This is a genomic window from Mucilaginibacter sp., from assembly GCF_035492695.1.
Lineage (GTDB): Bacteria > Bacteroidota > Bacteroidia > Sphingobacteriales > Sphingobacteriaceae > Mucilaginibacter.
The window spans coordinates 539665-562794 of sequence record NZ_DATJJC010000033.1; the positions used below are offsets into that span (position 1 = coordinate 539665).

Below are 23130 nucleotides of genomic sequence, written 5' to 3' on the forward strand. Positions count from 1 at the left end.
GGTTTAATTGTTCAATAGTTTATTGACGACCTGATCACTAATCATAAGTTAATTAATCTCTGATCATTCGCTTCTCAAGCTCTTCACAGGGTTGGCAAGGGCTGCCTTTATTGCCTGGAAACTGATTGTAATGAACGCTATCAATAAAGCCGATACACCCGCCAGTACAAATACCCACCATTGAATGGATGTTTTATACACATAATCCTGCAGCCATTTGTTCATAGCATACCACGCAATCGGTGTAGCTATCACCAGCGATAGCATCACCAGTAACAGGAAGTCCCCGGACAACATCATGGTGATGTTAGAAACACTCGCCCCCAAAACTTTCCGTATACCTATTTCTTTCACCTTTACTTGCGCGGTATAGGTAGCAAGGCCAAATAACCCGAGGCATGATATAAAAATGGCTATCCCTGCAAATACGCAGAAAAGCATACCAGAACGCTGATCAGTTTTGTACATCGAATCATAATCCTGGTCCATAAAGCTATATTCAAAAGGAAAACCGGGATTATATTTCGCCCACACTTTTTTAGCGGCTTCAACAGCAAGCGGCGCATCTTTCCCGCTTGTTTTAACAAACATCTTCCAGCAGGAAGGCTGGTAGACAAAAATTGCGGGTTCGATCTTCTGTTTAAGCGATGCCATATGAAAATCTTTAACAACACCTATAATGGTTCCGCGTCTATCGTGCAGACTGAACATTTTGCCTACGGGGTCTTTTATACCCGCCTCTCTTACTGCTGTTTCATTCAGTATATAATGCACCGAATCACTTGCCATACCGGTAAAGGTCCCGCCCGCTGCCATCTTCAATTTGAAGAAGCTTATGTAGTATTTATCGATATACATCGGGTGGATCAGGAACGATTCTTTTGGATTCTTGCCATCCCAATTGGTATCTGATGTGGTGTTATCTGCAAGCATGATGTTCCCTGCCCCGCTGGCTATATTATGAATGCCCGGCTTATTTAGCAGCTCGGTCCGCAGAGCCTCATAGTTTTTTTGCATACCACCCATACCGAAGGCGAACACGTAAGATTTGTCGTAGCCCAATTCCTTTTCGCGGATGTATTTTAGCTGGCTATTGATAACCAGCGTACTGATAATAAGGCCGATTGAAAATATGAATTGAGTAACTACCAGGCCCTTGCGAAACAGCGTATTACCCACTCCAAGAGAAAGCTTGCCCTTGAGCGCGTTGATAGGTTTGAACGACGAAAGCAGTAAAGCCGGGTATATGCTGGATGCCGCTAATGTGCCTATAACCGTAAACCCTATCACTTTCCATACACCCGGATCAAGCAAATTAAACTGCATTTGCTTGCCCGAAAGGTCGTTGTAAAATGGCATTAACGTTTTTACCATAAAAAATGCCAGCGCCAGGGCTATAGAAAAGAATAATGAAGTTTCGATAATAAATTGTGCGAACAGCTGCATTCTTTCGGCCCCGATGATTTTGCGTACGCTCACTTCTTTTGAGCGCAGCATGGCCCTTGCGGTCGATAGGTTCACATAGTTGATACAGGCTATCAATAGTATCAGTACCGCTACAATAAGGAATATCCGAACCGTTTGCATACCCGATTCGGTACCATCAGCATGGTAAAGGTGCAACCGGGTAAGCGGCTGCAACAGGTATTTCACCTTTGAGGCATCTTCGCCGGGCTGATTGCGGATGTGGATCGCCGTCAGTTTATCCTGCACCGATTTGAGCGAAACATTGGGCTGTAATTGCAAAAGTGTTGTGGCATAATAATCGCCCCAGTCTCCATCCATTGATTTCCAATAATCTGTGGGAGAATATGAACTTGCTTTAAGATCTATGGAAAATAAAACATCCGCCTTAAACGTCGAATTTTGCGGGAAATCGGCAAGTACCCCGCTCACTATAAAGTTGTCTCTATTATCGCCTTTTAACACTTTGCCAATTGGATCGGCATTGCCAAAGAACCGTTTAGCCGTAGTTTCTGTTATAACGATAGACTGTTGATTGGGAAACGGCCGGTTCACATTACCTTTAAGCAATCTGAAATCCAATACCTTAAAAAAAGAAGGATCAACATAATACATGCCGTTATCCCCTGGTTTTAGTGCTTTGTCCTGGTACTGGAAAATGCTGTAGCCATAATAGCCAACCATTCGCACTGCCGCCTTCACTCCCGGTACTTCGCGCAGGGCATACGTTGCGATGGGCGGCTGTACGCCGGTCCATATTTGTTTGGAGGTACCGGTGCCTATCTGCGCATTTACCTGGTAAAGCTGGGGCGCCCTGGTATGAAAAGTATCGAAACTTAGTTCATCACTCACCCATAGTAAAATGAGCAATCCAACACTAAGGCCTACGGTGAGCCCTGTTATGTTGATGAACGCGTAAAATTTGTTCTTTAAAATGTTACGCCAGGCGGTTTTAAAGTAGTTTCTGAACATATTTATAGATGCTTATTTATTTATTCAATTACCAATTCAGCTTTTTAGCTACACTAAGTGTTCACGCCACCGCCGCTTGCCAAACTTAAAATACAATTAAAAAACTGTTAATCAATTAATTGCATTTGTAAAACCTCAAAAAGTGCCCCATTTTTGCATTTTCCGTGAACACCTGTTTTACCCCGCCCATCAACTAATAACCAATCACAAGTCAACTAATCACTAATCACTCACTTCTCAAACTCTGCACCGGATTGGCCAAAGCAGCCTTTAGCGACTTAAAGCTGACGGTTATAAGTGCTATCGCAAACGTTATTGCGGCTGCCAAAACAAATATCCACCACGACAATGGCGTACGGTAAGCAAAATTTTGCAGCCAGCTGTGCATGGCATAGTAGCCTACCGGAATAGCTATCCACGTCGCAATCATTACCGGCTTCAGCAGGTCTTTTGAAAGCAGCAGCAGGATATTAGGTACCGATGAACCCAGTACTTTCCTTACACCTATCTCCTTAGTGCGTTTTGCAGCAGTGAACGACGCCAAACCGAACAGGCCCAGGCAGGCTATAAAAATGGCCAGGCCCGAAAATATGCTCAATATGGTTTGCTGCCGCAGATCGGCTTTGTAAGTGGTATCAAATTTCTGATCGAGAAAAGTATATTCAAACGGGTACACCGGCGCCACCTGTGCGTAAACCTTCTTAATATCATCGAGCGAAGAAGCTATGTTGCCTGGCTTTAACTTAATAACGGCCACTCTCCTGTCTTCGGACGGCGAAATGATCAGCGCGTCCATATTTTCTTTAAGCGACAGGAAATTAAAATCGCTTACCACACCAATTATCCTTCTCTTATGATCGTCGCGAATTGTGTTTCTTATCCATTTGCCTACGGCTTGTTCAGGGCTGAAGCCAAGCTTTTTTGCAGCGGTAGCATTTATCAATACCGAGTTCAAGGTATCGGTTGCAAATTGCGGCGAGAAATCGCGACCGGCAATTATCTTCAATCCAAGGGTTTTAACATATTCAAAATCGGCAAATTCCGAACGCTCCTTTAAAATATCCTGGTGCCCCTCCGCTTCATACGCCTGTACATCAAAAAAGCCCCCTGGCTCGCCCGACATAAGCGACACGGAAGCGATGCCAGGTTTATTCTGCAGCTCGGTTTTAAATAGATTACGATGATCGTAAATATCGGCATTATCTATTTGCACTACCACGCTCTGTGCCTGGTCGTAACCCAGCGATTTGTTTTTAACAAAGTGCATTTGGTTCATGATCACCATGGTGCCAATGATCAGGAAAACGGAGATGCTAAATTGTACCACAACCAGTGCCTGCCTGAAAAAAGAGCCGCCCTTACCCAAGCGCAATTTGCCCTTTAATGCCTCTATAGGCGAAAAAGCCGAGAGAAAAAAAGCCGGGTAACTCCCCGCTAAAAACCCAACAACAAGGATAACACCGCCCAGGAAAGTATAAATGGGCCACGAATTCCAGGCGACGGTCAGGTTGTAGCCAAGTATGTTATTATAAGTTGGCAGCAGGGCCAGCAGCAGCCCGATGGAAAGGATACAGGAAATAACAGATAGTAAAATAGATTCGCCTATAAACTGTGATACCAGGTGATTGCGCAGCGCTCCTAAAACTTTACGCAGGCCCACTTCTTTTGAACGTTCCACGGCACGCAGCGTAGCCAGGTTTGTAAAATTGATACAGGCAATAAGCATGATGAGTACGGCAATGGAAATAAATATATAAACCACCGTTTTGTCACCATGCTTTACGTTATCAAACGCCGACGAGGGTTCAAAGTATATATCGGGCAATGCAGTCAGCATAAGGTCCTGGTGTAAACCATATTGCGCCATCTCCTTACCCATATATTTGTCCAGGAATTGGGGAAACTTAGCCTCCAGCTTTGCAACATCGGTATTGGGGTTTAGCAGTACATAAGTGAACAGGAAGTTATTGATCCATATTTTGCCATTCGCCCTGTCCGGGAAGCTGGAAAGCGTGTTCACCATATCAAAATCCATGTGGGTATTGGAAGGAGGATTTTTGCAAACGCCGGTTACCTTCATCGGCAGGGTCTTATCAAAGGATATGATTTTACCCATCGCATTGTCAACCGTCCCGAAATATTTTTCCGCGATCCTTTGAGTCAGCACTACGCTCCCCGGGTCTTTAAGCGCCGTGGCTGCATCGCCCCTCAACAGTGGGAATGAAAACATGGTAAAGAAACCATCGTCGGTTGTGTAAACCTTGCGTTCGTCAAATGCCTTATCGCCAAAAGATACCAGGAAATTCGCGGTCCAAACGCGTACCGCCATCTTGATATCAGCCGGATAGTCGGTTAACAAAGCCTGTGCATAAGGTGCAGAAAGATAAGGGACACGGGCTTTCTCCTTATCAAAACCGCGCATTACCCGGTATACCTGTTTCTCGTTTTTATGAAAGCGATCAACACTGAACTCGTTCATGATATACAGGAATATCATCAGGCAAACGGTAATGCCGATGGTTAAACCTAAAATATGGATAAGTGAAAAAACCTTGTTCTTGTACAGGTTTCGCCAGGCGATCTTGATATAGTTGCGTATCATAACAATATTTTAAACCTATCGCCTAAAATAGATACCAAACATTAAATGCGTTGATTTGCAACTATTTACAAAATCAACGCACTCAAAAATGTCCGTTTGTGTAACACCGTATTGTTCGGTTATGATACAGTAGTGAATGGTGAATAGTCAATTGTGAGTAATATATTATTCACTATTCACTATTGACTATTCACCATTTCACTCACTCCTCAAACTCTTTACCGGATTAGCTACCGCTGCCTTAATGGTTTGAAAACTGATGGTTATCAGTGATATTAAAATAGTTACTATGGCGGCTGTAACAAATACCCATATACTTATCGGTATACGGTATGTGTAGCCAATAAGCCATTTATCCATAAAATACCAGGCTATCGGCGAAGCGATGAAGAAAGATATCATCACAAGTTTCAGAAAGTCCTTAGAAAGCAGCGCGGTTATTCCGGTTACCGATGCTCCCAAAACTTTGCGCACGCCTATTTCTTTTATCCTGTTTTGCGCCATATAAGCGGCCAGCCCGAACAATCCCAGGCATGAAATGATAATGGTTAAACCGGAGAACAAACCTGCCAATGTCTGCGTACGCTGCTCATCGCCAAATTTCTTCGCGTAATCCTGGTCGATAAAATTGTATTCAAAAGGATATTCGGGGTTATATTTTTTAAATACTGCCTCGGCTCTTTTCAGGCTTTCGGCTGTGGAATTGGCGTTATTCAGCCTGAAATGGATCACATTGAACCAAGAATTTGGCCCCTGTATAACCATGTTTTTTGTTGGTTCATAAGGCGAGTGAAGGATAAAATCTTTAACCACGCCTACAATATGTAGCTTGGCAGCATCCTTACCGGTTCCCCGTTTTATTATTTGTCCTATAGGATTTTTCAAACCCATGGTTTTTACAGCCGATTGATTTAACAAGATCGCTGACGAATCGGCCGGATAAGTTTTAACATCAATATCGCGGCCTTCCACAACGGTTAATCCCATGGTTTTAGCCAGGTCGCCCTCCGTATTAAATACATCAAAATCAATTTTCTTCGTCACATCTTTTCCGGGCCAGTAAAAATCCCAGGTATCGCTCCAGCCCTGGGTAATGGGCGCACTGGTTTTTGAAACCGCTACTGCTGCGCCGCTGCTTAAAAGTTCGTTTTTTATCGAATGAAAATGCTTATCATCTTCTCCGGTCATCATTACATATACCAGGTTATCCTTTTTATAACCCGAATCTCTCTCTTGTGCATATTTCAATTGCTGCCTGATAATGATGGTGCAGATAATAAGCACTATAGCAAAAGTAAACTGCGTAACTACCAATATTTTACGCGGGGTAATGATGGCGTTAGCTGCTTTAAAAGTGCCTTTCAGTACACTTATCGGTCTGAACGACGATAAATATAGCGCCGGGTAACTGCCCGAGATAATTCCTGTAAACAGGATAAAACCAATGCTCGCCAGCCAGAAATATGCATTGCCGTAAGGCACAAAAAGATGCTTATCTGTTAAAACATTGAAGCCAGACATGCTTAACTGCACAACAAGCAGCGCAAGGGCGCCGGCTATCAGGGCGATAATGATCGACTCGCCGAGAAACTGCGAGATCAGCGAACCGCGCAATGCGCCAACCACCTTGCGTATACCAACCTCTTTTGCCCGTTTCTCGCTTCGGGCGGTGCTCAGGTTCATAAAATTGATGCAGGCAATCAGCAGGATAAATACCGCTATAATTGAAAATGTCCTGACTGTTGTAATGCGGCCGCCTGAAATATTGCCTTTCTGATCGAAATTTGAGTAAAGCCGCCATTTGCTTGCAGGGTGAAGGAATACGTCTATGTCCTTAACCTCTGAATGCGACCGGGTGACGTTAATAATGCTTTTGTTGGCATCGGCCAGCGTGATATTAGGTTTCAAAAGCACCCATGTCTGGCATGAATTGTTTCCCCAGTTCAAATCATCGCCACCGAGCTTTTTAAGGTACGACCAGGGCATCAGGTACTCAAAATTAAATTGCGTATTGTTTGGCAGATCCTTCATTACGCCGGTCACCGTGAAATAGGCATTACTATCTATCTTCACTACCTTACCCATCGCATTCTCGTTTCCGAAAAGCTTTTTCGACAATTTTTCTGTAATAACCACCGAATTGCCATTATTTAAAGCTGTATTGGGGTTACCGCTGACCAGCGGAAAACTGAACATGGTTAAAAAGCCCGGATCGGTAAAGTTCCCATCAACGTTTAAATGTTTTTCGCCTATGGTAAATAGAAAATTGGCGTTTTTTGTGCGGCATGTTTCTTCTATCTGCGGATAACCCGACTTAAGTGTCTGGGCCATTATTTTGGGCGTGGTACCCCAACACCAAAGCTTACCGTCAAAAACCGAACGGTTATAAACCTCGTAAAGCCTGTCTTTTTTTGTGTGGAACTGGTCGTAGCTTAGTTCATTCTGAACCCAGAACAAGATGAGTGCTGCGCTGGCCATACCTATTGCCAGGCCAACTATGTTGATGAACGAGAACCCTTTTTGACGGAGAAGATTTCTCCATGTAATTTTGAGATAGTTTTTAAACATGGATCAAAAGATTTATAAATCAGCCTGAAAAACGATACCAAACAATGAATGTATTGATATACAATAATTTAAAAAACACTATTTTATTGAAATGTCCGCTTGTGTAACACTCCGATGTCCGGTAATGATACAGTTGGTGAATGGTGAATAGGCAATAACCCTCCACTATTTATTCACCATTCACAAAATCACTCGCTCCTCAAACTCTTCACCGGGTTAGTCAGGGCTGCTTTAATGGATTGAAAGCTGATGGTTACGAAAGCGATCAATATAGCACCCGATCCGGCTACAGCTATTATCCACCATTGCACGTTTTGATGATAGGCAAACCCTTGCAGCCATTGATGCATAAAATACCAGGCTATAGGCACTGCAACCAATATGGCTATTAATACCAAGGCTATAAAGTCTTTCGACAGCATACTTACAATATTAGATACGTTGGCGCCCAATACTTTGCGGATACCGATCTCTTTGGTACGCTGTTCTGCTGCATAAGCAGCCAGGCCAAACAATCCAAGGCAGGCAATTACTATGGCCAATGATGTAAATGAAACCGCGATCTGACCCTGGCGTTGTTCGGCCCGGTACATCTTATCAAAATCCTGGTCCATAAAGGAAAAATTGAAAGCATGATTGGGCGAAAATGCCGTCCATTTGTTTTTTATCTGTTCCTGCAAGGCTTTAATATCAGACGATTTTATCCGGATATTCAGAGCGCCTCTGTCTTCACTGTTGAAAAGGATCATCGGTGTTACGTTTTCGCGCAACGATTTAAAATTGAAGTCCTTAACAATACCTACAATGTGGTAAGGCTTCATTATTTTGGCCATGTTGTCCTGGGGTACATACAACTTTTGGTCAAGCGGATTTGAGAAAGCCAATAATTTTGCGGCCGACTCATTAATGATTATGGCTGTAGTATCAGTGGACATTTGGGTGGAAAAATTTCGCCCGGCTACCATTTTCATGCCCATAGTAGGAATATAGTCTTCGTCTACAAACCAAATTGAGCTTAGTATAGCACGTTTTTGGTCGAGCACAGGGTCTTTAAAAACAGAAGAATTGTTATCAGAGCCACCGGTGGGTAAAAAGCCCGTCATACTCACGTTTTGTACGCCGGCTAACTGTTTAATTTCCTGCTTAAAAGTTTTGGCCTTGTCGCCAAGCGTCCAGGTGTCCCATACCGTCATCACATGCTCGCGGTTAAAACCGATATCTTTGTTCTCAATATATTTCAATTGGTTGTAAATAACCAGCGTACCTATTATAAGCCCAATCGAGATCACAAATTGCCCTACTACCAATACATTACGCAGTACACTGTTTTTGAAACCGGCTGCCAGTTTGCCTTTAAGCACCTGTATCGGTTGAAAGCTGGAAAGATATATCGCCGGATACGAACCTGCAAGGCAGCCGATGACGATGATGAAAACAAGTAAAGAAGGTAATAGCCATAATAATATGCCGGGTGTAATAGCTAATTCCTTACCCGCCAAATTGTTGAATAAACCAAGCAGCGCCCATGCTGTAAAAACCGCAATAACGGCGCCTACAAGCGTCACCATTATCGACTCTGTTAAAAATTGCGCTATAAGATATTTCCTGGCCGATCCCAAAACCTTTCTTACCCCTACTTCTTTTGCCCGGTTGGATGAGCGTGCGGTAGAAAGGTTCATGAAATTAACACATGCGATGAGCAATATCAGCACCGCAATAGCGATGAATATGTACACCGTTTGAATGCTGCCGTTAGCTTCAAATTCGTCGCGTATATTAGATTGCAGGTGTATTTTAGCAAGCGGCGTAAGGCTGAACCTGTAATAATTACCGCTTTGCTCGAATTTCGCGAAGGTGAGATGTAAAATATCCTGCAACTGCGGACCGGCATGTTTGTGCATAAATTCGTTTAATTTAGCTTGTAGCGTATGGATATTAGCGCCGGGCCTTAACAGTAAATAGGTTTTGAAATTATTGCTGAACCAGGCATTTTCCTTACTCTCCGGCAAGCCGGCCATCGATATAAAAAAATCAAAATGGAAATGCGATTGTGAAGGAATATTTTTGATCACACCGGTTACTTTATAAAGCGAAGTATCATTGAAAGTAAGTACTTTACCAACAGCATTGGGTGTATTAAAATACTTGCGCGCAATTTCTTCGGTAATAACTACGGTGCGCGGTTCTTTCAGCGCTGTCTTCGGATCGCCGCCGATCATAGGTAATGTAAATACGTCGAATACAGCTGGGTCGGCAAATACCATCCTGTTTTCCTGGATGTTCTGGGTGCCTTTTTTTACCGGATTGCCACCACGGTCTCTAAATCTTACCACTTGTTCAATCTCAGGGAAATCGGCCTTTAATGCAGCAGCAGTAGGTGCAGGCACATCTGCCGATGCACTTTCATTTCCCCCGAATTTTATTTCGTTATTGATCCGGTAAATACGGTCGGCTTTCAGGTTGAATTTATCGTAATTCAACTCATCGAATACATAAAATACGATAAGTAAACACGTGGCCAAGCCCAACGCCAGCCCCAAAACATTGATGGCCGTGAAGCCTTTATTTTTTAAAAGATTGCGGAAAGCGGTTTTGATATAGTTCCTGATCATGATCTTCCAATTTGTTATTTATCAGACGCCTGTTTGGAACAATAGGTTGCAGCAGTCTTTCACTTTTTAGCATGATCTCACTGATTTATTTGGATCATACCGATGGCAGCAGCTCAAGCAGGTAAAAAGATGTGTTTGACCTAATCACCAACCAACTAATCACAAGTCAACCAATCACTAATTAACTAATTACTCACTCCGCAAACTCTTCACCGGATTAGCCAATGCCGCTTTGACGGACTGAAAACTGATCGTCACAAAAGCGATGAGCAGCGCCATCGCGCCGGCAATACCCAATATCCACCAGTGCATTTCGGTTCGGTAGGCGAAGTTTTGCAGGAAAAGTTTATCCATGGCCAGCCAGGCCAGCGGCGACGCCAAAAGGATGGATATTAATACCAGTTTAATAAAGTCAACCGAAAGCATCCCCACAATGCCGGACACACTAGCGCCCAACACCTTGCGGATACCTATCTCTTTATTGCGTTGTTCGGCTGCATACGCTGCCAGCCCGAACAAACCCAGGCAAGCTATCACGATAGCCAGTGTGCTGAACGAAATGAACAATGTACCCACCCTCTGCTCGGTGCGGTAAGTCGCATCAAAATCAGTATCCATAAACGAATAACTGAACTGCTGATTGGGCGACAATTCCTTCCATTTATTTTCCACCTTTGCAATCAAACCTTTAAGGTCGGTAGTGCGCATACGCACATTGATGGCGCCGTTGTCCTGGCCATATACCAATGCCAGTGGCGTTATTTCGTGGCGGAGCGACTCAAAATTGAAATCTTTCACAACCCCTATTACATGAAACTCCTGCAAGCCGACGGAATTGCGGAAGATATGCTTGTTTATAGGATCTTTCCAGCCAAATTTCTTTACGAGGGATTCGTTTACTATAATGGCCATACTGTCAGATGCCAGTTGCCTGGAAAAATTGCGCCCGCTTACCAGTTTTAGACCCATGGTTGATAAATAGTCCTCGTCAGCCGTCCAAAATTCTGAAAGCACATCCTTCTTTACATCAATGGTACGATCTGGAAACAGACCAGTCTTCAAACGCTCTTCTCCGGTCGGCTGATAGGGCGACATGCTGACGTTAGCTACACCCGGCAATTGCTTTAACTCGTCATCTAAAATTTTGGCCTGCTTGCCCAGCACATTTGTATTTTTTACGATCAATACCCGGCTGCGATCGAACCCGAGGTCTTTATTCTGAATAAAGTTTAATTGGTTATAGATAACCAGCGTACCAATAATGAGGAAAATGGAGATCGAAAATTGAAAAACCACCAGGAAGCTACGTAAAAATCCACCCTTTAATCCAACAGAGAGTTTGCCCTTCAATACTTCGATAGGCTGAAATCCCGACAGGAAAAATGCCGGGTACGACCCTGCCAGGAAACCTATTACAACCACGCCGACCAGTAATGACGGTATCAGCCAGGTTAGCGATCCCAAAGTAAAGCCCAATTGTTTGCCCGCCATCTGGTTAAACAAAGGCATCAATAATATGGCCAGCACAACCGCAATAACAGTTGAAGCCAAAGTAACCATAACCGACTCCGTCAGGAACTGCGCGACAAGATTCTTCCTGGCCGAACCCAAAACTTTACGAACACCAACTTCTTTGGCCCGGTTTGACGAACGCGCCGTCGAAAGGTTCATAAAGTTAACGCAGGCTATCACCAATATAAAGGCTGCTATTATGGAGAAAATATAGACGTATTGTATACTTCCGCCTTTTTCCAGTTCATATTCATAATCAGAACTCAGGTGAATTTTAAGCAGCGGCATTAAAACCGTGCGGAAGTAATTACCGTTCGCAGTCCATGTTTTAGCAGGCGCAGGCGAATTTTTGATCTCCAGTTGAGCAATACGCAACTGCAGGTTTTTGACATCGGCATTTGGCTTCAATAACACATAATTATGCACACCACTGTAACCCCAGCTATTCACCCTGCTTTCAGGCAGCGACGAAAACGATAAAAAGAAATCATAATTGAAATGCGATTGTGAAGGTATGTCCTTTATCACACCGGTTATTTTATACAAACTGGTGTCGTTTATGGTCAGCGTTTGCCCTACCACATCGGTTTTATTAAAATATTTTTTTGCTGTGCTTTCGGTAATGACCGCCGAATGCGGCTCGTCCAGTGATTTCGAAGGTTCACCGCTGACCATGGGCAAGGTGAATACGTCAAACAGGCTCGATTCCGTAAATACCACTTTTTTTTCCTGAACATTTTCATTGCCTTTTCTTACTGAAAATTTTTGCGGCGAAATAAACAGCCCGCCTTTATCTATCAGCCTGGCTGCCTTTTCGATCTCGGGAAAATTATCCTTTAGAGCAGCTTCAAGCGGGCCTTCAGATGTCGCGTACTTCCCGGCATGCCCGTTCAGTCCGGCTTCGACCGAAACACGGTATATCCTGTCGGCTTTAACATTGTACCTATCGTAACTTATTTCATCAACTACATAAAACACAATAAGCAGGCAGGTAGCCAGCCCTACAGAAAGACCAAGCACATTGATGGCTGTAAACCCGATATTCTTCTTCAGGTTACGGGTAGCGGTTTTGAAATAATTTTTAAACATACGACTGCGGTTTAATTTCCCGGATGACCATTGAACTATGGTTTCCTGGTTCAAAAATACCGGCGAATGCAGGTTCTTATTTCCCGAATTATAAAATGAATACTCTTTTTTAAGGCCTTTTTTGTAATCCACAGGGCTTTTCCCGGTCAATTGCTTGAACGTGCGGTAAAATGTACTTTGTGAGTTGAAACCCGACTCAAACGCAATGCCCAGCAGCGTAATATGATCGTATGCGGCATCCTGCATTTTGATGATCACATCCCGCGCGCGGTATTCATTCACGAAATCGCTGAAGCTTTTTTTGAGTATCGTATTGATGATCCATGATAGTTCATGCGAAGTTGAGCCAAGCTTTTCAGCTAACGAGGTAAGGCTCAGGTCAGGGTCGCGATAATAGCAGTTGGCCTCCATTATCCTCTTCAGCCACCCGCCTTTTTCTTTCAATCCGGACGGCGGGGGCGGCTTTGCCGCAGCAGGCTGCATGGCCGCTAGGCCGGCCTGTGGTTTCAGGAAAGCAGCAGTGGCGGTCCAGATCATGATCACCGCGAAAAAAATATAAAAAGGATAATAAACGTGTATTCCTAACTGATTTCGGTAACCGAAGTAATTGGCCGCAGCACAGACGATCCAAAAAATCCATAACAACGCGGTAGCGCCCAACAAACGACGCAGCCATCTGAATTCCAGGAGCGACCGGTCCATTAGTTTAAGCGGCAACCGCCGGTAAAAATTTTCAATCAGCTTATCCGACCTGTATATATAGGTGATGATCGAAACAAATATCAGCAATTGCAGTACAGGGTTCAACAATTGAAACGCCGATGTATTGTAAGTAGCAGCTCCTGTCCTGGTACTTTCCCTTATCTCAAGCGCCAGAACACCAAATTCAAGCAACAATGGACTAAAATGCAGCCAGTCTTTCCCGTGAAGTTTATACCCGGGGCGGGTTATTTTCAGCACATAAAAATACATCAGGGGGCCAAGCGCAAGCAGGTATTGCATTGGTAACTTGTCCCAGCCGGGCAGGTAGGTTTCGAGCCGGATGTCAATGATCAGCATCCGCACCATCGACAAGATCATCGTAACCAATGCCAAAGCAAGAAACCTGTTCGCAATGCGGTTGGCGCTTTTAATGAGCCACAACTGCAAAGCAAATGTCAACCCTATAAATGTCATTCCGAAGAAAAACACATCATAAAGGGTAATATGGAATGTGTACGAATTCAAATAATTTGAATGTTAATTGGTGATTAGTTAACTCGTGATTGGTTGGTTCGCCCAAATCGACTAATCACAAATCACAAATTAACTGATCACTCACTTCGTAAACTCTTTACCGGGTTGGCCATCGCCGCTTTAACCGCCTGGAAACTTACCGTCACTAAAGCAACTACCGCTACAAACACAGCAGCCAATAAAAATATCCAGGAGCTCAGCGTTATGCGGTACGGATAATTTTGCAGCCACTTGTTCATGGCCCATATGGCACCAGGCACTGCGATAGCAGCCGATATGAGAACAAGGATCAAAAAATCAGTAGAAAGCTTACGCACAATGCCCTGCACGCTTGCCCCTAATACTTTGCGGATGCCTATCTCCTTCTTACGACGTTCAGCAGAAAGCGTAGCTAAACCAAACAAGCCAATGCACGAAATGAATATGGTAAGTACCGCGCCGAATGTTACTATCTGTTTCCATTTGGATTCCTTGTCATATTGTTCGGCATTTTTGGCATCTTTGAAACTATACTGGTAAGGGATGAATGGGAATATGCTTTTGAATGTTTTTTCGATATGATGAAGCACTTCAGCCTTGTTACCATCTTTTATCTTTACAAAAACATCGCCCCATGGATAATCAGGTTTCATGGTATAAAGCATTGCAGGGGTTTTCTCGGTCAGCGACAGGAAGTGATAATTTTTCACAACGCCGACAACAGTATATTTTTTCTTATTATAAAAGAAATCAACCACCTCGCCGATAGGTTTTTTCCATCCGGATTGTTTTACAAATTCTTCGTTAACCAAAACAGCATTGCCCGAATCTGAAACCATGGCCTTAGAGAAATTACGGCCTGCAACAATAGGTACTTCAAACATTGGCAGATAATCCTCGTCAATATGTTTCATATCAAAATTGGCATCTTTGCCATTATTAACGTGTGCCACAGTGCCCCAGCGGCCACCCTGGTCGGCGGTAACCATTTTCACCTGTGGATTTTTCATCAACTCGGCTTTAAGTAACGGCATTTTTTGTTTGTCCATTCCGCCTGCCGATATGGTCACCACATTTTTATCGTTATAGCCCAGGTCGAAGTGTGTCAGGTAGTTGAACTGGGAGTAAATGGTAATGGTTGATATTATAAGGAAGGTAGCCAGTGTGAATTGCAGGATAACCAATCCTTTCGAAAGGTAATTTTTCCCATGATAATTCTGACGGTTGTACAGTGACTGTACCGGGTTAAAGCCCGACAATACCAATGCAGGATAAAACCCTGCAAGCAAGCTTGTAAGCAAAAATATCCCGATGTATCCTAATACCAGCTTAACGCTCAATAAATAAGAGAAAGCAAGTGACTTGTTGGCCAGCGTATTAAAAAACGGCAACACCACTATTACCACCACAATTCCGAATACAAAAGCTACAAAACTCAAAATGGATGATTCGCCCAGAAACTGCATGATCAATTGCTTGCGCTGCCCGCCAACAACCTTGCGTATGCCTATTTCTTTGGCGCGTTTAAGTGACCGGGCTACGGTAAGGTTCACAAAATTGATGCAGGCAATGAGCAGGATGAACAAGGCAATACCAGATAAAATGTAGGAATAAACCGGGCTGCTGCTGTCACTCAGGCCATTATCGGCCGGATAGTCCGTACTGGTATGCATAGCCAGTAAAGGCTGCAGGCCATAAGTTATCTTATCCTTGAAACCGTATTTTTTTGCCATTTCTTTCATTTGGTCAGCGGCATCTATCGTATAAACCTTATTGATCTTTGCATCCAGGCTTGCGATATCAGTACCCGGCCTTACCACGAAAAATGTGTTCTGAAAGAAATTAAGCCATTCAGTATCCTCATGATTGGTTTTCTTCGACACCAGCATCTGGATCTTGATCGACGAATTTTGCGGCGATTTTTTGATAACGCCGGTTACTGTAAACGGCTGAAATTTATCATCTACCTTCAGGTCAAGCGTTTTGCCTACCGGGCTTTGCTTGCCAAAATATTTTTCGGCTGTCTCTTCAGACAGTACAAGGGAATGAATATCGTTTAAGGCCGTCTTTCGATTGCCATCGATCATAGGGAAAGTGAAAACCGAGAAGAAATTACTGTCCACAGCCAATGCAGTCTGGTCGAACACTTCCGTACCGCGTTTTACAGTAAAATTCGCATTTTGTATCCGCACAAAATCCTGTATTTCGGGCAATTGCCTTTTGAAATTCGGACCGGGCATATCCCCGGTGCTCGAAATTTTACGCACCTGCCCATCCGCACCTTTCATATCCGCTGTCAAGTGATAAATATTGGCGGCATTCAGATGAAAACGGTCATAGCTCACCTCATCCATCGTATACAAAAATATCAGCATGCAACAGGCCAGCCCAACACTAAGGCCGGTAATGTTGATGATGGAAAACACTTTGTTTCTCCAAAGGTTCCTGAATGCGGTTTTGAAATAGTTCCTTATCATAGTATTGGTTGATTAGTTTGTCAGTAGACAATTCTTTAAAATTTACTGATACTGCCGCTGCCGCTTTTGGTGCTGTTAACCACTTTTGCAGTGCCGGTGTAGCTTACGCCGCCCGAGCCGCTGATAGCCGCATCCACCCTGCCATTGGCATTTACCCTCGCACCACCCGAACCGGAAACTTTCACAGCAGAATTAGAAGTAACTAATTCCGATGCGTTGAAATTACCCGAGCCGGTCATCTTCACCGAAGAAGTTTCGGCGTCGCCGGACAATTTGATATTGCCCGAGCCGGAAATGGCGCTTTGCAGTTTTTTAACATCAAGCTTACCTTCTATATAACCCGAACCTCGCAGGGTTAATTTCATACTATTAGCAGTAATACCGTCCTTGAAGGAAACACCTCCTGAACCGGATAGCTTAATATTGTTTAGTTCTTTCACTGTGACGTAAACTTTGATCTTTACATTGTGCTTGCGCCACCAGCTTTTGTCGCTGTACCAGCTCTTTTCACCCCAGCCCCAGTTGTCGTGTTTATTGTGTATTTCTAAAGTATTCCCATGCACTTCTGTTACAATACGCGGAACGATCTCTTTCGGAGCATCAAATTTTACCGATTCGGTTGTTCCCTGGGTTATATAAACTTCAAAGGGGCCCTGCACATGCAAGCCGTCAAACCCCGAAATGCTGCGGGTGGTGGTGACTGTTGAATCTGCTTTGATTGTGGCAAACGCAGAAACTGATCCTGCTGAAAATACCGCTGCTATTAAAAAAACCTTTATTGATCTCATATTTTCTAGTTCAAACTTTTATTACTAACCTCTAATCAGCAATTAACTAATCACTGACAAACAATTACTCGGAACGCAAACTCTCAACCGGGTTGGCCAGTGCCGCCCTGATGGATTGAAAACTTACCGTCAGGAAGGCAATAAGCACCGATATACCACCGGCTGCAATAAATATCCACCATTTAATGTCGATCCTGTAAGCAAAGTCCTGCAGCCATTTATGCATAAAATACCAGGCAAGCGGCGAAGCCAATATCACTGCCACTAAAGTCAGTTTCAAAAAGTCATTGGCGATAAGCATCACTATCGAGCGCACATTGGCACCCAATACCTTGCGGATACCTATCTCGCGGGTACGCTGTACGGTTGTAAAGGCAGCCAAACCGAACAGCCCCATGCAGGCTAATAAAATAGCCAACGTTGCAAAAGTGCTGAATACGGTAGCTGTACGTTGTTCTGAAACATATAGCTTGTTATAATAATCATCCAGGAAATGATACTCAAACGGACGCGACGGTACCTGCTGTTGCCATAATTGGCTTAACGATGCAATGGCTTGCGGGATATCGTTGCCATGCACCCTCACAAAAATATAATTGGTGAAATTTCTGTCCAGGAATAACATCAGGGGACCGACTGGTTCGTGCATAGATGAAAAATTGAAATCTTTTACCACCGCCTTTATTTCACCCGGGAAGTTCTTTTCAACCTTTTTACCAATGGCCTGCTGCGGCGTCAGCCCCAGAGCTTTTACGGCACTTTCATTCAGGATAAAAGCATACCGGAAGTTTTTATAATTATCCGTGGTGTCGGCCAGTTTCAAATCGTTTTCAGTATAATCTTCACCGGCAATAATTTTCATGCCCATGGTTTTGATGAAGCCTATATCCGACGGCAGCGCTTTGATGGACAGACTTACCTTACCCTTGCCGAAATCTCCATTTAACCCATCGCTCCATTGAACAAAAGTTGGTGTCGCGTTTGCGCCGCTTACGCTCGTCACCTGTGGCAAAAGGCTTATCTGCGTTTTTATGGCCTCGTAATGTTCCCGCGCCTTCTGCCCTATCGGCAATACGATCACATGCTCCTTATCGTACCCGAGGTCTTTCTTCTGGATATAGTTGATCTGCTGCACTACAACAATGGTGGCAATGATCAGGCACACCGAAATTCCAAACTGGAACACGATCAGCGATTTTCTGAACATGCCGCCCGATGAAGTAAGCCGCACACCCGCTTTTAAAATAGATGTTAGCCGGGTGCTTGATAAAACCACGGCCGGGTAACTGCCCGATGCAAAAGCTATCAGTATGCACAAAGCGGCTAATGCGCACAGCGGAAGCGGCTGCATCAGCAGGTGAAAACTGAGTACCTTACCCGTAGCATGGTTAAAATACGGCAGCAACGCGTAAGCCACCACCACGCCTGCAATAAGCGACATCAGCGTCAATAAAAATGATTCGCCTATAAACTGCCTGAAAAGCTGTGATTTCTGAGCGCCTAAAACCTTTCGGATGCCTATCTCGGCACTACGCATGGTTGATTGCACGGTAGCAAGATTAGTATAATTGATACAAGCTATCACCAGTATAAGCAAGGCTATAACGCCGAGTATATAAACCGTATTGATATTGCCGTTCAGCTCAAGACCGTCTAACTGGGAATACAGATGCACGCTTAACAAAGGCTCGAGATTATAAAGCAACGGGCTGTTTGCCTCAAGGTGAAGTTCGCTTTTACTTACACCACGCATATAATCGTTCAATTGAGCCTGCAAGCCGTTTAACTGGTTTTTATCCTTCAGCAACAGGTAAGTAGTGTAATTGGCAGTCCACCATTCTTCTGTTTTTGAAACATCAAGGGATGTGAATGAGGCCACAAAATCATATTTGATCTGTGAATTTTCGGGCGCATCGGCAAGCACACCTGTAACCAGGTATTCTTTGGTATCATTTATTATAAGCGTTTTCCCAATAGCATTGGTACTGCCAAAATATTTTTTAGCCGTAGTTTGCGATATTAATACCTTATTTGGTGCGTTAAGCGCCGTGCGGGCATCACCCTCCAGCAAAGGGAAAGAGAATACTTTCAGAAACGATGAATCGGCATACAGGAAACGGTTTTCTGTGAACACTTCGTTACCGTATTTGACAATACGCGAATTATCGATGATCCTCACAAAAGCTTCAACCTGCGGAAAGGTCCGCTGTATCTGCGGGCCCGCTTTGGTGCCGCTCAGGGCTACTTTTTGTTTGCCGCCTTCGTCATATTGCATCGTTATCCGTGCAATACGGCCGGCATTGGCATTAAACCTGTCGTAGCTTACTTCATTAATGATAAATAAACCTATCAGCAGGCAACTGGCAATACCTGTAGTTAAACCTACAATGTTTACAAATGTGTAAAGCTTATTCTTTTGTAAGCGGCGAAATGCGATCTTAAAATAGTTACGTATCATGGTATTAGTTCATTAGTTCAATGGTTCATTAGTTGCAAACTGCCAACTTTTCTTCAGTAACAACAGCTTATTCGCTCCGCAAACTCTTCACCGGGTTAATCAATGCCGCCTTTATGGTTTGGTATGCTATAGTTATCGCTGCTATTGCAAAGGAAGCGGTTATCGCGATGATAAACAGACCCGCATTAATGCTGATATGATAGGCATAATTGCTTAGCCAGGTATTCATTATCCAGTAGCCTAATGGAGCTGCAATTAAAAACGCTATGCCGATGAGGATGACAAACTCGCGCGAGAAAAGGGCGATGATACTCACGACAGGAGCTCCCAAAACTTTGCGGATGCCTACTTCTTTGGTTCTTTGAGCAGCGGCAAACATGATCAGCCCGTACAAACCCAGGCAACCAATGATGATGGCTATGGACGAGAACAGCTGGAACGCCGTGTACACTTTCTGTTCCTGCGTATAAAATTTCGCGATATGTTCATCAAGGAACTGGTAATCAAACAGGTTATCGGGGAACATCGTATTCCAGGTTTTCCCTACCTGTGCAATAGTTTTATTTATACTGCCCGGGCGCATTTTTATACTCGCCATAAAAAACCCGTTGGGGATGTAACTTAGTACACACGCCCTGCGTTTTTTATGTTTGGACTCACTTTGAAAATCCTGAACCACGCCAATGATGGTAGCAGGGGTTTTATCAAAAAATATTTGTTTGCCCACGGCTTTATTAGGGTCGATGATATTCATTTCATGGATCATGGTTTCATTGGCCACGACCGTTATAGCGGAGTCTTGGGGGGATTTTTTAAAAACCTTTTGCCCGGCCAGCATTTTCATCCCAAACAGATCAATGTAGTTCTCGTCTACAAATTTCAGTTCGGTTATGCCATCTTTGGTAATACCGAATTCAGGCGCTGTAAAACTGTTAAAAGCATTATTATAGGATGGTGCACCGTTGGAAAAAGTAACCTGGTCGATGCCGGGATTGCTGGCGAGCTCGTGACGCAGTACATCTGCTTTTTTATTGTCAGGGATATAAAATGAAATTACGGCATCCTTTTTAAAGCCAAGATCCTGGTTCTTAAAATAATTCATCTGACCTGCTACCACCAGCGTACCCACGATCATGATCTGCGAAATAGCAAACTGTGCCAATACCAGGCTTTTACGCAATGAAAATCCCTTCACAAATTTTCCGGCTTTGTCTTTAAGCGAATCCACCGGTTGGAATGCCGACTGGACAAAAGCCGGGTACAAACCGGCAATCAGTATCACCAGCAGGGTAACCCCAAAAATGTACCCGATAACCATTGGCTGCAGCAGTTGATGCGGATCAATATTAATACCGATCCAGTTATTGGCGCCTGATAAGAATGTGTAAGCCAGGATAACGCCTGCAACCAATGCTAAAAACACCAATATGGCGGTTTCGCCCAGGAATTGTTTGATCAGTTGCGGGCGTGTGGCACCAAGCACTTTACGTACCCCAACCTCTTTGGCGCGCTTGATGGCCTGCGCCGTGGCCAGGTTGACAAAGTTGATGCAAGCCGTAATAACAATGAGCAACGCCACACCGAATAAAGCATAATAAGTATCTTTAGATGTGGGTGTAATAACGTTATTGATATAACGCTGATCGAAATGAATATTCTTTATGGGCTGGATCGGGAGCCTTACTTCTTTTGGGTTAAGATCCCAATTTTTGTGCAGGAACGCAGGGATACGTGCCTGGATACGTTGAACAGGATAATTTTGCGGTAAAAGAATAAAAGTGAAGTAACCGCCACCAATATTCCAGAAATTACCCATGCCCTGTTTCACCCGCTCTTTTATCGTTTCCAATGAGATCAGTATTCTTATGGGCACACTGCGGTTGCCGGGCTGGTCTTTGATAACGCCGGTGACCTTCGCATTAAATTGATTTTCGATATTGATGACCTGCCCCATAGGGTTATCATTACCGTAATACTTTTTTGCTACGCTTTCGGTAAGCACTATCGAGTTTGGCTCGGCCAGCGCCGTTTTTGGATTGCCGGATATCCATTGAAAATCAAATATCTGCGGCAGGTACTGATCGGCAAAGGCAACGTCGTTTTCCTTAAAGCGCTGGCTATTGATCTTAATAATAGCGCTGTTGTTATACATTACCTGCGAAACCTGCTCCAGCTCGGGAAAGTCGTTGCGCATCTTAGGCGCAACGGCCAGCGACACATTGGAGTTAAAATCAATAGCGTTTAAGGTAACGCGGCAGATCCTGTCAGCTTTGGCGTAGTTGTCATAGGTCAATTCATTCCTCACCACCAGGAAAAGGATAAGGCAGGAGGCAATGCCCAAGGTCAGGCCGAATACGTTTAGGAATGCGTAACCGAAATTTCGCCTGATATTCCTGAAAGCGATGATTACATAATTTTTGAACATAGCTTTTAGTACTAAAAATGGGCAAATAAACTCTCAAACTAACCCCTTCTTTGGTTCAAAGAAGGAGTTAGGGAGACACATTAATCAACTGTTATTATAAAACTATATACAGTTCCGGGACTGACCTGGTATATCAGATCATTATATTTTCGACCACAGTCTGGCCGTCGAGCAGGCGTATAATGCGGTGGCTGTAACGGGCGTCGTGTTCAGAGTGAGTTACCATGATGATGGTGGTACCCTGTTCGTTCAGGTCGGTCAGCAGTTCCATTACATCGTTACCGTTGCTGCTATCAAGGTTACCGGTGGGCTCATCCGCCAGTATCAGCTTAGGCTTGTTTACAACCGCACGGGCAATAGCCACACGCTGTTGCTGACCACCAGATAATTGCTGTGGATAGTGGTTGCGACGGTGCATGATCTGCATTTTGTCCAATACCTCTTCTACCCTTTTTACCCGTTCCGAACTTGGCACCCCGGTATAGATCAGCGGCAATTCCACATTTTCAAACACGGTAAGCTCGTCGATCAGGTTGAAACTCTGGAACACGAAACCGATGTTATGCTTGCGCAAGTCGGCGCGTTTGCGTTCGTTAAAATGAGCTACTTCTATGTCGTTAAATACATAGCTGCCGCCGTCCGGGTCATCGAGCATACCCAAAATATTGAGCAAGGTTGATTTTCCGCAGCCCGACGGGCCCATGATCGCAACGAATTCACCTGTGTTCACATTCATCGATAATTTGTTCAACGCAATGGTTTCCACCTCTTCGGTGCGGTAGTACTTTTCTAAATCAGTAATCTTTATCATTTGTGCCTCCTAATCCTGTGTTTAATTGTTAAGGATTTGATTTTTATATGTTAGTTAAATAATTAGTTTTCTTATAGCTATCCCCTTTAACATTTGCCTCTTAAACCCCTCTCTACCGGAGAGGGATTGGTTAAGGC

Annotated in this window: 10 protein-coding genes; all 10 read right to left on the reverse strand. The window is 44.0% G+C overall.

Annotation, left to right across the window (positions count from 1 at the left end; all coding sequences use genetic code 11):
• Positions 1-63 precede the first annotated feature (63 nt).
• Complete coding sequence (locus VL525_RS22605; RefSeq protein WP_325390008.1) at positions 64-2436, reverse strand: ABC transporter permease; 2373 nt, start codon at positions 2434-2436, stop codon at positions 64-66.
• A 226-nt stretch (positions 2437-2662) separates the two neighbouring features.
• On the reverse strand, positions 2663-5038 hold the full coding sequence (locus VL525_RS22610; RefSeq protein WP_325390010.1) for an ABC transporter permease: 2376 nt from the start codon (positions 5036-5038) through the stop codon (positions 2663-2665).
• A 198-nt stretch (positions 5039-5236) separates the two neighbouring features.
• Positions 5237-7606: an ABC transporter permease gene (locus tag VL525_RS22615; RefSeq protein ID WP_325390012.1), complete on the reverse strand. Its 2370-nt coding sequence runs from the start codon at positions 7604-7606 to the stop codon at positions 5237-5239.
• Between the two features lie 188 nt (positions 7607-7794).
• Positions 7795-10218: an ABC transporter permease gene (locus VL525_RS22620; protein ID WP_325390014.1), complete on the reverse strand. Its 2424-nt coding sequence runs from the start codon at positions 10216-10218 to the stop codon at positions 7795-7797.
• Between the two features lie 189 nt (positions 10219-10407).
• Positions 10408-14046, reverse strand: coding sequence for an ABC transporter permease (locus tag VL525_RS22625; protein WP_325390016.1), 3639 nt, complete (start codon positions 14044-14046; stop codon positions 10408-10410).
• Between the two features lie 86 nt (positions 14047-14132).
• Entirely contained in the window at positions 14133-16511 is a 2379-nt protein-coding gene (locus VL525_RS22630; protein WP_325390018.1) for an ABC transporter permease, read from the reverse strand.
• Positions 16512-16546: 35 nt separating this feature from the next.
• A complete protein-coding gene (locus VL525_RS22635; protein ID WP_325390020.1) occupies positions 16547-17299 on the reverse strand; it encodes a head GIN domain-containing protein in 753 nt (250 codons plus the stop codon).
• A gap of 64 nt (positions 17300-17363) precedes the next feature.
• Positions 17364-19757, reverse strand: a complete 2394-nt coding sequence (locus tag VL525_RS22640) for an ABC transporter permease (RefSeq protein ID WP_325390022.1) — start codon at positions 19755-19757, stop codon at positions 17364-17366.
• Between the two features lie 67 nt (positions 19758-19824).
• The gene (locus VL525_RS22645; RefSeq protein ID WP_325390024.1) at positions 19825-22182 is read right to left on the reverse strand and encodes an ABC transporter permease; all 2358 of its coding nucleotides are present in this window, start codon (positions 22180-22182) and stop codon (positions 19825-19827) included.
• Positions 22183-22315: 133 nt separating this feature from the next.
• Complete coding sequence (locus VL525_RS22650; RefSeq protein WP_325390026.1) at positions 22316-22993, reverse strand: ABC transporter ATP-binding protein; 678 nt, start codon at positions 22991-22993, stop codon at positions 22316-22318.
• Between the last annotated feature and the right edge of the window lie 137 nt (positions 22994-23130).